This is a genomic window from Burkholderia humptydooensis, assembly GCF_001513745.1.
GTDB lineage: Bacteria > Pseudomonadota > Gammaproteobacteria > Burkholderiales > Burkholderiaceae > Burkholderia > Burkholderia humptydooensis.
This window is the reverse complement of record NZ_CP013380.1, coordinates 66,383-80,672: the sequence shown is the minus strand read 5'-3', so window position 1 is coordinate 80,672 and position 14,290 is coordinate 66,383. Positions and strand designations below refer to the sequence as shown.

General features: G+C 69.1%; 14 protein-coding genes. 11 read left to right on the top strand and 3 right to left on the bottom strand.

The features are described 5' to 3' along the window. Nucleotides 1-33: 33 nt before the first annotated feature. Together AQ610_RS00385 and AQ610_RS00380 are read right to left on the bottom strand one after the other, a co-directional pair. Nucleotides 34-1,368: a GTP-binding protein gene (locus AQ610_RS00385; protein WP_006023975.1), complete on the bottom strand. Its 1,335-nt coding sequence runs from the start codon at nucleotides 1,366-1,368 to the stop codon at nucleotides 34-36. A gap of 121 nt (nucleotides 1,369-1,489) precedes the next feature. Beyond that, complete coding sequence (locus AQ610_RS00380) at nucleotides 1,490-1,966, bottom strand: lytic transglycosylase domain-containing protein (protein ID WP_006023976.1); 477 nt, start codon at nucleotides 1,964-1,966, stop codon at nucleotides 1,490-1,492. A 383-nt stretch (nucleotides 1,967-2,349) separates the two neighbouring features. On the opposite strand from AQ610_RS00380, the gene gspD reads away from it, so the two are divergent. From gspD to gspF, 3 genes are read left to right on the top strand one after another with little or no spacing between them, the layout of a single operon-like run. Continuing rightward, nucleotides 2,350-4,620 carry a type II secretion system secretin GspD gene (gene gspD, locus AQ610_RS00375; RefSeq protein ID WP_006023978.1) on the top strand — a complete coding sequence of 757 codons (2,271 nt, stop codon included), beginning with the start codon at nucleotides 2,350-2,352 and terminating at the stop codon, nucleotides 4,618-4,620. Continuing rightward, nucleotides 4,617-6,110 carry a type II secretion system ATPase GspE gene (gspE, locus tag AQ610_RS00370; RefSeq protein ID WP_006023979.1) on the top strand — a complete coding sequence of 498 codons (1,494 nt, stop codon included), beginning with the start codon at nucleotides 4,617-4,619 and terminating at the stop codon, nucleotides 6,108-6,110. Before gspD ends, gspE begins: the two co-directional genes overlap by 4 nt. A 4-nt stretch (nucleotides 6,111-6,114) precedes the next feature. Then, nucleotides 6,115-7,332, top strand: coding sequence for a type II secretion system inner membrane protein GspF (gspF, locus tag AQ610_RS00365; protein WP_006023980.1), 1,218 nt, complete (start codon nucleotides 6,115-6,117; stop codon nucleotides 7,330-7,332). A gap of 75 nt (nucleotides 7,333-7,407) precedes the next feature. On the opposite strand, the gene AQ610_RS00360 is transcribed toward gspF, so the two are convergent. Beyond that, entirely contained in the window at nucleotides 7,408-7,818 is a 411-nt protein-coding gene (locus tag AQ610_RS00360) for a general secretion pathway protein GspC (protein ID WP_009910818.1), read from the bottom strand. A 165-nt stretch (nucleotides 7,819-7,983) separates the two neighbouring features. Here AQ610_RS00360 and gspG point away from each other — a divergent pair, with 165 nt between their 5' ends. The 8 genes from gspG to AQ610_RS00320 are packed head-to-tail and all read left to right on the top strand — an operon-like array spanning nucleotide 7,984 to nucleotide 14,228. Further along, nucleotides 7,984-8,436, top strand: coding sequence for a type II secretion system major pseudopilin GspG (gene gspG / locus AQ610_RS00355; protein WP_004196811.1), 453 nt, complete (start codon nucleotides 7,984-7,986; stop codon nucleotides 8,434-8,436). A 43-nt stretch (nucleotides 8,437-8,479) separates the two neighbouring features. Then, nucleotides 8,480-9,070: a GspH/FimT family pseudopilin gene (locus AQ610_RS00350; protein WP_006023983.1), complete on the top strand. Its 591-nt coding sequence runs from the start codon at nucleotides 8,480-8,482 to the stop codon at nucleotides 9,068-9,070. Between the two features lie 52 nt (nucleotides 9,071-9,122). Next, nucleotides 9,123-9,476 carry a type II secretion system minor pseudopilin GspI gene (gspI, locus tag AQ610_RS00345; RefSeq protein ID WP_045554876.1) on the top strand — a complete coding sequence of 118 codons (354 nt, stop codon included), beginning with the start codon at nucleotides 9,123-9,125 and terminating at the stop codon, nucleotides 9,474-9,476. Continuing rightward, a complete protein-coding gene (locus AQ610_RS00340) occupies nucleotides 9,454-10,182 on the top strand; it encodes a PulJ/GspJ family protein (RefSeq protein WP_006023985.1) in 729 nt (242 codons plus the stop codon). Before gspI ends, AQ610_RS00340 begins: the two co-directional genes overlap by 23 nt. A 1-nt stretch (nucleotide 10,183) precedes the next feature. After that, nucleotides 10,184-11,440 (top strand): type II secretion system minor pseudopilin GspK, encoded by a 1,257-nt coding sequence (gspK, locus tag AQ610_RS00335; protein ID WP_043281882.1) that lies wholly within the window; start codon nucleotides 10,184-10,186, stop codon nucleotides 11,438-11,440. 24 nt (nucleotides 11,441-11,464) lie between these two features. Then, entirely contained in the window at nucleotides 11,465-12,898 is a 1,434-nt protein-coding gene (gene gspL, locus AQ610_RS00330; protein WP_043281885.1) for a type II secretion system protein GspL, read from the top strand. Next, nucleotides 12,895-13,398 (top strand): type II secretion system protein M, encoded by a 504-nt coding sequence (locus AQ610_RS00325; protein ID WP_006023988.1) that lies wholly within the window; start codon nucleotides 12,895-12,897, stop codon nucleotides 13,396-13,398. Before gspL ends, AQ610_RS00325 begins: the two co-directional genes overlap by 4 nt. Nucleotides 13,399-13,436: 38 nt before the next feature. Then, nucleotides 13,437-14,228 carry a type II secretion system protein N gene (locus tag AQ610_RS00320; protein WP_006023989.1) on the top strand — a complete coding sequence of 264 codons (792 nt, stop codon included), beginning with the start codon at nucleotides 13,437-13,439 and terminating at the stop codon, nucleotides 14,226-14,228. Nucleotides 14,229-14,290: the final 62 nt, after the last annotated feature.

The following is a 14,290-nucleotide window of genomic DNA, read 5'->3' as shown; positions in this document are numbered from 1 at the left end:
CCACGCTGCATCGCCTTTTTCAATCTTTGACGATCAGTGGCGGTGGACGATTTCGGCGTCGTCGCCGCGGTCGTGATCATGATCGTGGTGGTCATGGTCGTGGTCGTGGTCATGATCGTCGACGTCCCACGCCGGGAACGGATCCGCGTAGCTCGTCCACGCGTCCTTGCCTTGCGCGTACTCCGCGTCGGTGAGCAGGCACGCGTCGAACTTCGCGCGCCACGCCGCCGCGTCGAGCCCGACGCCGATCAGCACGAACTCCTGCCGGCGATCGCCGATCGAGGTGTCGGCGAGGTCGCCGTGCCAGTCCGCGACGATCTCGTCGTACAGCGCGTCGCCCTCCTCCGGCCATTCGGCGCGATCCTGCGCCGCCCACCAGTGCCCGGCCGGACCGTGCCGGCACACGCCGCCCGCCTGCGACAGCGAGCCCGCGATGTCGTTGCGCGTCGCGAGCCAGAAGAATCCCTTGCTGCGCAGCACGCCTTTCCATTCTTCGTGCAGGAGCGCCCAGAGCCGCTCCGGATGGAACGGCCGGCGCGCGCGATAGACGAAGTGGCCGATGCCGTATTCGTCGGCCTCGCTGTGCACGTGGCCATCGCCTTGATCGCATTCGTCCTCATCGTCGCCGTGCCGATGCTCGAGCGACGCGAGCCAGCCCGGCGCGTTCGCGGCCGCGTCGAAATCGAAGCGGCCGGTGTTGACCACTTCGGCGAGCGGCACGTCGCCGAAGCGGCTCACGATCTGCCGCGCGCGCGGATTCAGGTTCGCGAGGATCCGCTGTAGGCGCGCGAGTGCGTCGGCGTCGACGAGATCCGCCTTGTTGATGACGAGCACGTCGCAGAATTCGATCTGCTCGATCAGCAGTTCGACGAGCGTGCGGTCGTCCTCGGCTGTGGCGGCGAGGCCGTGCTCCGCGAGCGCGTCATCGCGCGCGTAGTCGCGCAGGAAGTTGAACGCGTCGACGACGGTGACCATCGTATCGAGGCGTGCGACGTCCTCGAGCGACGAGCCGTCGTCGTCGACGAACGTGAAGGTCTCGGCGATCGGCATCGGCTCGGCGATGCCCGTCGATTCGATCAGGATCGCGTCGAAGCGGTTTTCGGCCGCGAGGCGGCGGATCTCGACGAGCAGATCGTCGCGCAGCGTGCAGCAGATGCATCCGTTCGACATCTCGACGAGATGCTCCTCGACGTGCGACAACTCGGCCGCGTCGCGCACGAGCGTCGCGTCGACGCTGACGGCGCCGAGATCGTTGACGATCACGGCGACCTTCAGGCCGTCGCGATTCGCGAGGATGTGATTGAGCAGCGTGGTCTTGCCGGCGCCGAGGAAGCCGGACAGCACGGTGACGGGCAACGGCTGGTTCATTGCGGTGCGCACCAACGAAAAAAGCGGGAAGCGAGCCGCCGCGCCCCGGGGACGGGGGCGCCGGCGGGAAAGCCGCATTGTGCATCAAATATGGACAGACGGCCGCGCGCGGCCCGGCGCGCTAGCGCTGCGCGCTTTGCGTATCCTGCGCGGCGGGCGCGGGCATCAGCTTCCATCGAACGAGAATGTCGGCGATCTGCCGCGCGTACTTGTCGCGCAGCGAAGGCGTTTCCGAATGGTACGCGCCGACCGCCTGCCACGTGTTGCCGTACTTGTCCATCTTGCTGCGCAGATGCCAGGCGGCAATATAGACGCTCTTGCACGGCTCCATCAGCGTGTTCTTCGTGATCCCGTAGCGGGACAGCGTCGGCAGATGGATCGAGTTGATCTGCATGAGGCCGTAGTCGGTCGATCCGTTCGCGTTCTTGTTGAGCGCCTCCGGACGATTATGCGATTCCTGCCACGCGATCGCGCGCAGGATCAGCGGGTTCACCTTCTGGTACTTTGCGGCTTCGTCGTAACAGTCGGCGCGAGCCGGCGCGCTGGCGAACCATGCGCCGGCGGCGAACATCGCGATAATGACGAATCGCTTCCCCATCTGGAAATGAACCGGTGAATTGTTTTACGCTTCGCAGAAGGCCGGGAAAACCCGCACGCGCTTTTCGCGCGATGCCGCTCCGGCCGCCCGTATCATACCTGCAACCGAACGGTTCGCCACGCGGGGAGGCCACTCGGTTGGTTCGGACTACGGCGTTTGCCAAGCACGTTTATACCGCATTATCGTGCCGGCGCTGGTCGAAACTTCGCGTGCGAAAACTTACGTGCGGCATACGCGCCCGATTTTTTTTATGGCGTAAGTGAGACAGTTCCCGGTTCAATGTGATATTTCGGACATGAAAAACTGCTAATGTCTGCTTTTTTGATCCTGACCTTACGTAATACCATCGGAAACGGTCGCCGCCGGCATCGATCCATCACTCCATGACAAGAACTCGCTTTGCTTTGCGGCGCGTCGCAACGGCGCTCGTCGTCGCCGGAATTGTCGCCGCGCAGGCCGCTCACGCTCAGGTCACGCTCAATTTCGTCAATGCGGACATCGACCAGGTCGCGAAGGCGATCGGCGCCGCGACGGGCAAGACGATCATCGTCGACCCGCGCGTCAAGGGACAGTTGAACCTCGTCGCCGAGCGCCCCGTGCCGGAAGACCAGGCGTTGAAGACGATGCAGTCCGCGCTCCGGATGCAAGGTTTCGCGCTCGTCCAGGATCACGGCGTCCTGAAGGTCGTGCCGGAAGCCGACGCGAAGCTGCAGGGCGTGCCGACCTACATCGGCAACGCGCCGCAGGCGCGCGGCGACCAGGTCGTCACGCAAGTGTTCGAGCTGCGCAACGAATCGGCCAACAACTTGCTTCCGGTGCTGCGCCCGCTGATCTCGCCGAACAACACGATCACCGCGTATCCGGCCAACAACACGATCGTCATCACCGATTACGCGGACAACGTGCGCCGGATCGCGCAGATCATCGCGGGCGTCGACAGCGCGGCGGGCTCGCAGGTCGCCGTCGTGCCGCTGAAGAACGCGAATGCGATCGACATCGCCGCGCAACTCACGAAGCTGCTCGATCCGGGCGCGATCGGCAACACCGACGCGACGCTGAAAGTCACCGTGCAGGCCGATCCGCGGACCAACGCGCTGCTGTTGCGCGCGTCGAACGCGCAGCGCCTCGCCGCGGCGAAGAAGATCGCGCAGCAGCTCGACGCGCCGAGCGGCGTGCCGGGCAACATGCACGTCGTGCCGCTGCGCAACGCCGAAGCGGTGAAGCTCGCGAAGACGCTGCGCGGGATGCTCGGCAAGGGCGGCGAGAGCGGTTCGTCGGCGAGCTCGAACGACGCGAATGCGTTCAATCAGGGCGGCTCGCAGAGCGGCTCGAACTTCTCGACGGGCACGTCGGGCACCCCGCCGCTGCCGTCGGGGCTGTCGTCGTCGAGCACGTCGGGCGGCACGGGCGGCACGATGGGCGGCGGCGGGCTCGGCAACGCCGGCCTGCTGGGCGGCGACAAGGACAAGAGCGACGAGAATCAGCCGGGCGGCATGATCCAGGCCGACGCGGCGACGAACTCGCTCATCATCACCGCGTCGGACCCGGTATACCGGAACCTGCGCGCGGTGATCGACCAGCTCGATTTCCGGCGTGCGCAGGTGTATATCGAGGCGCTCATCGTCGAGCTGAACTCGAATACGGCCGGCAATCTCGGTATCCAGTGGCAGGTGGCGAGCGGCGCGCTGCTCGCCGGCACGAATCTCGCGGCCACCGCCGGCACCATTGCGGGCAACAGCATCATCAACCTGACGGCTGGAAATGGCACGTCCACCGGAGCCGGGGTGGCCGCCAATCTCGCCAGCCTCAACCAGGGGCTCAACGTCGGCTGGCTGCACAACATGTTCGGCGTGCAGGGGCTCGGCGCGCTGCTGCAGTACTTCGCAGGCGTGAGCGACGCGAACGTGCTGTCGACGCCGAACCTGATCACGCTCGACAACGAAGAGGCGAAAATCGTCGTCGGCGAGAACGTGCCGATCCCGACGGGCTCGTATTCGAACCTGACGAGCGGCACCACGAACAATGCGTTCAACACATACGATCGGCGAGACGTCGGCCTCACGCTGCACGTGAAGCCGCAAATCACCGACGGCGGCATCCTGAAGCTGCAGCTCTACACCGAGGATTCGGCGGTGGAGACTTCGACGCAAAATGCCGTGACGGGGCCGTCTTTCACCAAGCGTTCGATCCAGTCGACGATTCTCGCGGACAACGGCGAAATCATCGTGCTGGGCGGGTTGATGCAGGACAGTTACCAGGTCGCCAACAGCAAGGTGCCGCTTCTCGGCGACATTCCCTGGCTCGGGCAGTTGTTCCGTTCGGAAAGCAAGCAGCGGAAGAAGACGAACCTGATGGTGTTCCTGCGCCCGGTGATCATCAATGACCGCGAGACCGCGCAGGCGGTGACGGCGAATCGTTACGACTATATCCAGGGCGTGACGGGCTCGTACAAATCGGACAACAACGTCATCCGCGACAAGGACGACCCGGTCGTCCCGCCGATGCCGCTCGGCCCGAGCCAGGGCGGTTCGCCCGCGATGAACCTGTTCGATCTCGACAAGATGCGCCGTCAACAGCTCGCGCCGCCCGCGCCCGCCAGCGCGCCCGCGGCGGCGAGCGACGCCGGCAGCGCATCGCCGGGAGCCCGTCCGTGACGCAGGCGCTCGCGCAAGGCACTCAGGATCAGCCGGCCGCCGGCGCGCCGTCGCCGCTCGCCGCGCGGCTGTTGCCGTACGGCTTCGCGAAGTCCGGCCAGATCCTGATCGCGCACCAGCACGCGGACACGCTCGAAGTGTGGATCAGCGAGCGCACGAGCCCGGCCGCGCTCGCCGAGGTCGTGCGCAACTTCGGCGCGATCTCGTTGCAGCGCCTGCCGGCCGACGAGCTCGCGCAGGCGATCAACCACGCGTACGCGCGCCAGGACGGCAGCGCCGCGCAGATCGTCGGCGAGGTCGAGGGCGAGGTCGATCTGTCGCGGCTGATGCAGGACATCCCCGAGGTCGAGGATCTGCTCGAATCGGAGGACGACGCGCCGATCATCCGGATGATCAACGCGCTGCTCACGCAAGCGGCGCGCGAGCAGGCGTCGGACATCCACATCGAGCCGTTCGAGAACGCGTCGGTGGTGCGCTTTCGCGTCGACGGCACGCTGCGCGACGTCGTGCGGCCGAAGAAGGCGCTGCACGGCGCGCTGATCTCGCGGATCAAGATCATGGCGCAGCTCGACATCGCCGAGAAGCGCCTGCCGCAGGACGGCCGGATCACGCTGCGCGTGGGCGGGCGGCCCGTCGACGTGCGGGTGTCGACGCTGCCGACCGGGCACGGCGAGCGCGCGGTGCTGCGTCTGCTGGAGAAGGATGCGCAGCGGCTGAACCTCGAAGCGCTCGGCATGGGCCGTGACACGCTCGTGCAGTTCGACAGGCTGATCTCGCGCCCGCACGGCATCGTGCTCGTCACGGGGCCGACCGGCTCGGGCAAGACGACGACGCTGTACGCGTCGATGTCGCGGCTCGAGACCGCGACGACCAACATCATGACCGTCGAGGACCCGATCGAATACGATCTGTCCGGCATCGGCCAGACGCAGGTGAACGAGCGGATCGGGATGACGTTCGCGCGCGCGCTGCGCTCGATCCTGCGCCAGGACCCGGACATCATCATGATCGGCGAAATCCGCGATCTCGAGACCGCGCAAATCGCGGTGCAGGCGTCGCTGACGGGCCACCTGGTGCTCGCGACGCTGCACACGAACGATGCGGCGTCGGCCGTCACGCGTCTCACGGACATGGGCGTCGAGCCGTATCTGCTCGCGTCGTCGCTGCTCGGCGTGCTCGCGCAGCGCCTCGTGCGCCAGCTCTGCCCGGTGTGCAAGGAGGAGCGGCGCGAGGACGGCCGCGCGGTCTGGCACCCGGTCGGCTGCGACAAGTGCGGGCATTCGGGCTACACGGGACGCCGCGGCGTGTATGAGCTGCTCACCGTTGACGATTCGATCCGCTCGCTGATCCACCGCAACGCGGCCGACGCCGAGATTCTCGCGACCGGCCGCGCGAACGGGATGCGCACGCTGCGCGACGACGCCGAGCGCTGGCTCGCGGCGGGGGCGACGTCGCTCGAGGAAGTGCTGCGCGTGACGGGAGGCGCATAGCGTCATGCCGGCCTTCCGTTTCGAAGCGATCGACGCGTCGGGGCGCGCGCAAAGAGGCGTCGTCGAAGCCGACAGCGCGCGCAACGCGCGCGGCCAGTTGCGCACGCAGGGCTTGACGCCGCTCGTCGTCGAGCCGGCCGCGAGCGCGCAGCGCGGCGCGCGCAGCCAGCGCCTCGCGCTCGGGCGCAAGCTGTCGCAGCGCGAGCAGGCGATCCTGACGCGCCAGCTCGCGAGCCTGCTCGTCGCCGGGCTGCCGCTCGACGAGGCGCTCGCCGTGCTGACCGAGCAGGCGGAGCGCGACTACATTCGCGAGCTGATGGCCGCGATCCGTGCCGAAGTGCTCGGCGGCCATTCGCTCGCGAACGCGCTCGCGCAGCATCCGCGAGACTTTCCGGAGATCTACCGCGCGCTCGTCGCGGCGGGCGAGCACACCGGCAAGCTCGGCATCGTGCTGTCGCGGCTCGCCGACTACATCGAGGAGCGCAACGCGCTCAAGCAGAAGATCCTGCTTGCGTTCACCTATCCGGCAATCGTCACGGTGATCGCGTTCGGCATCGTCACGTTTCTGCTGAGCTACGTGGTGCCGCAGGTCGTCAACGTGTTCGCGAGCACGAAACAGCAACTGCCGCTGCTCACGATCGTGATGATGGCGCTGTCCGATTTCGTCAGGCATTGGTGGTGGGCGATCCTGATCGGGGTTGCGGCCGTCGTCTATCTGGTGAAGGCGACGCTGTCGCGCGATGGCCCGCGCCTCGCGTTCGACCGCTGGCTTTTGACCGCCCCGCTCGCGGGCAAGCTCGTGCGCGGCTACAACACGGTGCGCTTCGCGAGCACGCTCGGCATCCTGAGCGCGGCGGGCGTGCCGATCCTGCGCGCGCTGCAGGCGGCGGGCGAGACGCTGTCGAACCGCGCGATGCGCGGCAACATCGAGGATGCGATCGTGCGCGTGCGCGAGGGCTCGGCGCTGTCGCGCGCGCTGAACAACGTGAAGACGTTTCCGCCCGTGCTCGTGCACCTGATCCGTTCGGGCGAGGCCACGGGCGACGTGACGACGATGCTCGACCGCGCGGCCGAAGGCGAGGCGCGCGAACTCGAGCGTCGCACGATGTTCCTGACGAGCCTGCTCGAGCCGCTGTTGATTCTCGCGATGGGCGGCATCGTGCTCGTGATCGTGCTCGCGGTGATGCTGCCGATCATCGAGCTCAACAACATGGTGCAGTGACGGAAGGCATGCGCGGCCCGCGGCTGCGGCGGGCCGGCTGAAACGAAGCGGGCCCGCCGGGCGGCGCGTTCGGCTTCAGCGGACGTAGATCGCGGGCGAGGGCGTATTGGCGGGCAGAAAGATCTCGGAGCGCGCGCCGTTGCGCTCGACGACGATCGAGCGGTCGCGCACTTCGGCGAGCTTCGCGCCCTGCGCGATCTCGCTGCCGAGCGATACCGCGTGCGGGGCGTCGCCGCCGATGCCGACGATGGCCGCCGCGCCGCGCTGCAGCGCGAGGATGCCGAACAGGTGGATGTCCTGCACCGGGTTGCGGGTGAGCTGGCCGCCGAACAGCGCTGCGGCGTCCTCCGTGCGCACCGGCGTGCGGGCGGCGGCGGCGGGTAGCGGAGCCCGATGCGCGGAGAGCGTGACGACCCAATAGGTGGCCGTCGCGCAGAGCACCGCGAAGAGGGCGAGGGAAAGGAGCCGGATCGATAGCGCGTTCATGCGCACTATTGTACGGATGAATATGAAATTTGCGTTGAGTGGAAGCCCGAAGCAAGTCGCGTCTTACAATGCGGCTTCACGCAGCGGACGCCATGCGGCTCGCACCGCGCGCGTCACGGCGTCACATTCACTCACCGCTCATTTTTTGAAGAAGAGGTAGTACTCATGCAAACGTGGATCACTCGCCGCTCTCAGGCAGCACGCCGTCAACGCGGCTTCACGCTGATCGAGATCATGGTCGTGGTGGCGATTCTCGGCATTCTCGCGGCGCTCATCGTGCCGAAGATCATGAGCCGTCCCGATGAGGCGCGCCGGATCGCGGCGAAGCAGGACATCGGCACGATCATGCAGGCGCTCAAGCTGTACCGTCTCGACAACGGCCGCTATCCGACCCAGGATCAGGGCCTGAACGCGTTGATCCAGAAGCCGACCACCGATCCGATCCCGAACAACTGGAAGGACGGCGGCTATCTTGAACGCCTGCCGAACGATCCGTGGGGCAATTCGTACAAGTATCTGAACCCGGGCGTGCACGGCGAGATCGACGTGTTCAGCTACGGCGCCGACGGCAAGGAAGGCGGCGAAAGCAACGATTCCGACATCGGCTCGTGGCAATGAGCCGCTGACCCCACGCTCTCGCGCGACGCACGCACTTTTCTCGATGTACGCACGACCCGGCACGATTTTCGTTTGCGGCACGCGGCGTCACGCGGGGGTTTCCCGCGGCCGGGCCGCGCAGGCGCGCTTCAGGACTTCCGCGGACGCTTCGCCCGGCTGCCCGGCGGGAATCCTCCCGGCGCGCCGCGCGCGCGGCTTCACGCTGCTCGAAATGCTCGTCGTGCTCGTGATCGCGGGCATCCTCGTGTCGGTCGCGTCGCTCACGCTCAGGCGCAACCCGCGCACCGATCTGCGCGAGGAAGCGCAGCGCGTCGCGCTGCTGTTCGAGACGGCGGGCGACGAGGCGCAGGTGCGCGCGCGGCCGATCGCGTGGCGCGCGACCGATCACGGTTTTCGCTTCGACATCCGCACGGGCGACGGCTGGCGTCCGCTGCGCGACGACGTGCTGCGCGCGCGCGACTGGGACGGCGGCGTGACGGGCGCCGCGATCGACTATCCCGGCTCGGACACCCATACGGACGCGGTCGTGTTCGGCACCGAAAGCATCGACGTGCCGGTGCGCGTCACGCTGTATTCGGCGGTTGGCAGCGCGACGATCGTCGGCACGGGCAACGGCCGCTACGAGGTGCGGTGACGTGCGCGCGCCCGCCCCGCTCCGCTCGCCCGCGCGTTCGCGCGGCTTCACGATGATCGAGGTGCTCGTCGCGCTCGCGATCATCGCGGTTGCGCTCGCGGCGTCGATCCGCGCGGTCGGCTCGATGGCGACGGGCGCATCCGATCTGCACGCGCGCCTGCTCGCCGGCTGGAGCGCGGACAACGCGCTCGCGCAACTGCGGCTCGCGCACGCGTGGCCCGACATCGGCTCGCAGACGTTCGACTGCTCGCAGGGCAACGTCGCGCTCACCTGCACGCAGCGCGTGAGCTCGACGCCGAATCCCGTGTTCAGGCGCGTCGAGATCGCGGTGTCGATGAACGGCCGCGCCGGCGTGCTCGCGCAGATGGTTACGGTGGTCGCGAATGAAACCAGCCGTCCGCTCTGAGCGCCGCGCACCCGGCGAGAAGCGCCCCCGGCGGGCGCGCCGCGCCTTCCTGCGAAGCGCGCGCGACGGCGCGCGCGGCTTCACGCTGATCGAGATGATGATCGCGATCACGATTCTCGCGGTGATCGCGATCCTGTCGTGGCGCGGGCTCGACCAGATCATCCGCGGCCGCGAGAAGGTGGCGGCCGCGATGGAGGACGAGCGCGTGTTCGCGCAGATGTTCGACCAGATGCGCATCGACGCGCGGCGCGCCGCGACCGACGACGAAGCGGGCCAGCCCGCGGTGCGCGTCGCGGGCGACACGCTGCAGATCGTGCGCGAGTTCGACGCGCCGGGCGCGGCGCCGCGGCTGCAGGTCGTGCGCTACCGGATCTCGAGCGGCCGCGTCGTGCGTTACGCGTCGCCGCCGATCGGCGACGTCAACGCGTTGCGCGACGCGCTGCGCGGCGGCGGCACCGAAGGCTGGAGCGAGGTGCCGCTGATGCGCGGCGTCGGCATGATCAACGCGCGGCTGTACGTGCCGAAGGTCGGCTGGACGACCAGCATGCCGGACGCCGACAACGCGCTCGAACAGAACAACAACGCGCTCAAGGTGCCGATGCTCGGCAATGCGCCGCCGCCGCGCGCGGTGACGGGGCTCGAGGTCAGCATCGGCGCGACGTCGCTGCGCGTGCCGATCACGCGCGTTTTCCTCATCGGGGAGTGACATGCGCGCCTTCGCCCTCCTCGTTCGTTTCGCTTTGCTTCGCCGCTGGCGCGCGCCGCTTGGCCCGCACGCTCCGGGCCCGGCGCGCCCGGCGTCGACGCGTTTGCCGTGCGCGCCGCGCAGCGGCGGCAGCGGCGCAGACGGCGATTTCCGCGTTTGCCCGCCCGCGCGCTGTTCGCAAGCGCTCGCGCATCGCGAGCGCGGCGTCGCGATCATCAACGCGCTGCTCGTCGTCGCGCTGTCGGCGATCCTCGTCTCCGGGATGCTGTGGCGCCAGCAGGTGCAGGTGCGCCGGATCGAGAACCAGCGGCTGCTCGCGCAGGCGCAGTGGGTCGCGCGCGGCGCGCTCGACTGGACGCGGATGGTGCTGCGCTCCGAAGGCGACACGGCGCCCGGCATCACCTATCTCGGCGGGATCTGGGCGGTGCCGATCGCGAAGACGAAGCTGTCCGACTTTCTCGGCCGCGTCGGCGTGACCGACGCGGCCGGAGGCGCGGACACTTTTCTGTCCGGCTCGATCGAGGACGCGCAGGCGAAGTTCAACCTGCGCGATCTCGTGTCGTCGCCCGCGCCGGGTGCGCTGCAACTGAACGCTGCGCAGGTGCAGACGTTCCAGCGGCTGCTGTCGACGCTCGGGCTCGACCAGCAGCTCGCGAAGATCGTCGCGCGCCGCGTGCGCGCGGGACTCAGGCAGTCGGCGACGCGCTTCCAGGCGGCCCAGTTGCCGGGCGCCGCGAGCGGCGTGCCCGTTCCGCTGCCGGACGGCGGCACCGAGAGCGGCGGCAATTTCACCGACGAGCCGGGCATTGCGGGCGGCGAAGGCCGCAGGCCCGCGCCGCTGATGATGACGAGCGTCGATTCGCTGCTTGACGTCGAGGGTTTCACGCCGGAGATGGTCGAGCGGCTGCGCCCGTTCGTCACCGTGCTGCCGACGGTGACGCCCGTCAATCTGAACACCGCGCCCGCCGAGGTGATCGCGGCGCTCGTGCCGGGGATGTCCGTGTCGTCCGCGCAGGCGCTCGTGTCGCGGCGCGAGACCGTGTTCTTCCGCAACGTCGGCGACGTGACGCTCGCGCTGCGCGGCGCCGGCGCGCCGACCGTGAACCTCGATTCGGGCCAGATCGACGTCACGTCGAGCTATTTCATCGTGCATGGCCGGATCGAGCACGACCGGGCGGTCGTGGATCGCACGTCGCTCGTGTATCGTGATCCGACCACGCACACGACGCGCATCGTGCGCATTCGCGATCAGCTATAACAACGCCATCCGGGAGAGGAGCTCTTGAGCACGTTGATTGTCCTATTGCCGCCGCGCGAGCCGGCCGTGCCGTTGCAGGAATGGCAATGGCCCGAGCTGCCGTTCGCGCTCGTCGACAAGAGCGGCCACACGCAGCGCGCGGGCCGCGCGGCGTTCGCGCTGCTGCCTCAGGCGGCGACGACGGTGCTCGTCGTCGCCGCCCGCGACCTGCTGATGCTCGAACAGACGGTGCCGCCGCTGAAAGGGCCGAAACTGAAGCAGGCGCTGCCGAACATCATCGAGGATCAACTGATCCAGGATCCGCAGGGCTGCCATATCGCAGTCGACCCGGCGGCGCTCGACGGCGGGCGCCGCGTGCTCGCGGTGATCGACCGCGCGTGGTTCAAGTTCATCGTCGACGCGTTCGCCGCGGCGGGGCATCGCCATCTGCGCGCGGTCCCCGTCACGCGCTGCCTGCCGCCTGCGTCACGGCGCGATGCGGCTGGAGCGGCCGAGGCCGAGGCCGTTGCCGCGCTCGAGCAGTCGGCCGCGCGCGAAGCCGCGGCCGGCGCGCCGGGCAGCGGCCACGCGGCCGCCGACGGCGCGGCGGCGGACGCCGTTGCGCCGGCCGAATCGATCGTCGCGGTCGCGCTCGGCCTGGCCGCGACGGCGAGCGCGCCGTCGCTCGCCGAGGAATCGGCGGCGCTGCTGCCGGAGGTGGCCGCCGCGCCGCGCGTCGAGCTCGCGCTCGCGCGCGGCGCGCTCGGCGAAGGCTTCGCCGCGCCGGTGTCGACCGCGGTGACGACGCTCGAGGCGCTCGCGAACGGCACGCCGCTCGAGCTCTACGAGCTCGGCGAGCCGGGCGCCGAGCCGCAGCTCGCGTCGGTGCGGCCGCTCGACGACAAGCGCCTGCTGCCGGGCGCCGCGATCTGGCCGTTCGACGCGCTCGTGCGCCGCGCGCTCGACGCCCGTTTCGACCTGTGCCAGTTCGAATTCGAGTTCGCGCCGTGGCGCTTCGACCGCGCGACATTCATGCGCCTGCGCGCGCCGCTCGCGCTCGCGGCGGTGACGCTCGTCGTCGCGGTGATCGGCGCGAACGCGCACTGGTGGAAGCTCTCGCGCGAACGCGACGCGCTCGCCGCGCAGATCACCGAGACGCTGCTGTCGGCGTTCCCGAAGACGACGACGGTGCTCGATCCGCCCGCGCAGATGACGCGCCAGCTCGACCGGCTGCGGATCGCGGCGGGCGAGCTGTCGCCGAACGATTTCCTGTCGCTCGCGAGCGGCCTCGCGCGCTCGCTCGGGCCGTTGCCGCCGAACGGCATCGCGTCGCTCGACTATCACGATCGCCGGCTCGACGTCGGCTTCAAGCCCGAGACCAAGGTCGACCCCGATTTCGCGCAGCGCCTCGCGCGCAACGGCCTCACGGGCGAGATCGACAGCAGCACGGGCAAGTGGACCATTCGGAGCCGGTCATGAAAACGGAGTTCAACGAAGCGCTGACCCAGTTCTGGGAGGGCCGCACTGCGCGCGAGAAGCTGCTGCTTGGCTGGGGCGGCGCGGCGCTCGCGGTGGCGATCGCCTATTCGGTGCTGTGGTCGCCCGCGCAGGAAGGCCGCGCGCGAATCCAGCGCGAGCTGCCGACGATGCGTCACGAGCTCGCCGAGATGACCGCGCAGGCGAATGAAGCGCGCTCGCTCGCGGGCGCGGCGCAAGGCGTCGCGCCGACGGGCGTCGCGTTGAAGGATGCGCTCGCCGCGTCGCTGTCCGATCACGGGCTCGCGGCGGCGGCGCCGCAAGTCGTTGGCGGCGGCGTGCAGATCCAGTTGAAAAACGCGTCGTTCCCCGCGTGGACGCAGTGGCTCGACGACGTGCGCCGCCAGTTCAAGGCGCAGGTCGTCGAAGCGCACGTGAGCGCGCTCAAGGAGGACGGCCAGGTCGATCTGACGGCCGTGCTGCAGCCGGCGTCGGTCAAGTGAGCGATGTCGATGCGCTATACGGCCGGCGGAGTGCCCGGATGCCGATGACCTGGCCGATGCGCATCCGGCGCGTCGCGCCGTGGGTCGTCGTCGGCGGCGCGGCGATGCTCGTCACGCTCGTCGCGCTGCTGCCTGCGTCGTGGGTGACGCCGCAGTTCGCGCGCGCGACGGGCGGCCACGTCAATCTCGTCGACCCGGAAGGCTCGCTCTGGCGCGGCTCGGCGACGCTCCTGCTCGCGCCCGGCGCGGACCGCAGCGCGTCGACGCTGTTGCCCGGACGCGTCGAATGGCGCACGCAGTTCTGGCCGCTCTTCACCGGGCGCGTGCGGATGCGGTTGCGCCAGACCGACGCGATGCCCGACGGGGTCACGCTCGATGCGACGCTGCGCGGCGCGGTGCTGTCGGCGGGGGCGATGGCGGTGCCGGCGTCGCTGCTCGCGGGGCTCGGCACGCCGTTCAACACGCTCGACCTGCAGGGTGACGTGCGGCTCGACTGGACCGACTGGCGGCTCTTCGGCAAGGACGCGTTCGGCCAGCTCACCGTGACGATCACCGACATGAGCTCGCGCGTGTCGCGCGTGAAGCCGCTCGGGTCGTACCGCGCGGTGCTCGAGGCGCGCGGCGCGAATTCGACGCTCGACCTGTCGACGTCGAAAGGGCCGCTGATGATGTCGGGGCAAGGAAATTTCGGCGCGACGGGCGCGTCGTTTCGCGGCACCGCGAGCGCCGCGCCCGAGCAGCGCGACAACCTCGCGGGCCTGCTGAACCTGCTCGGCCATCCGATCGGCGGCGGCGCGGTGTCGTTGATCTACGGCGACGCGGCGCGCTGACGCCGAAGGCGGCAAGTTGCCGATGCGCCGATGCGCCGACCGGCGGGCCGCCGGCCGGTTTC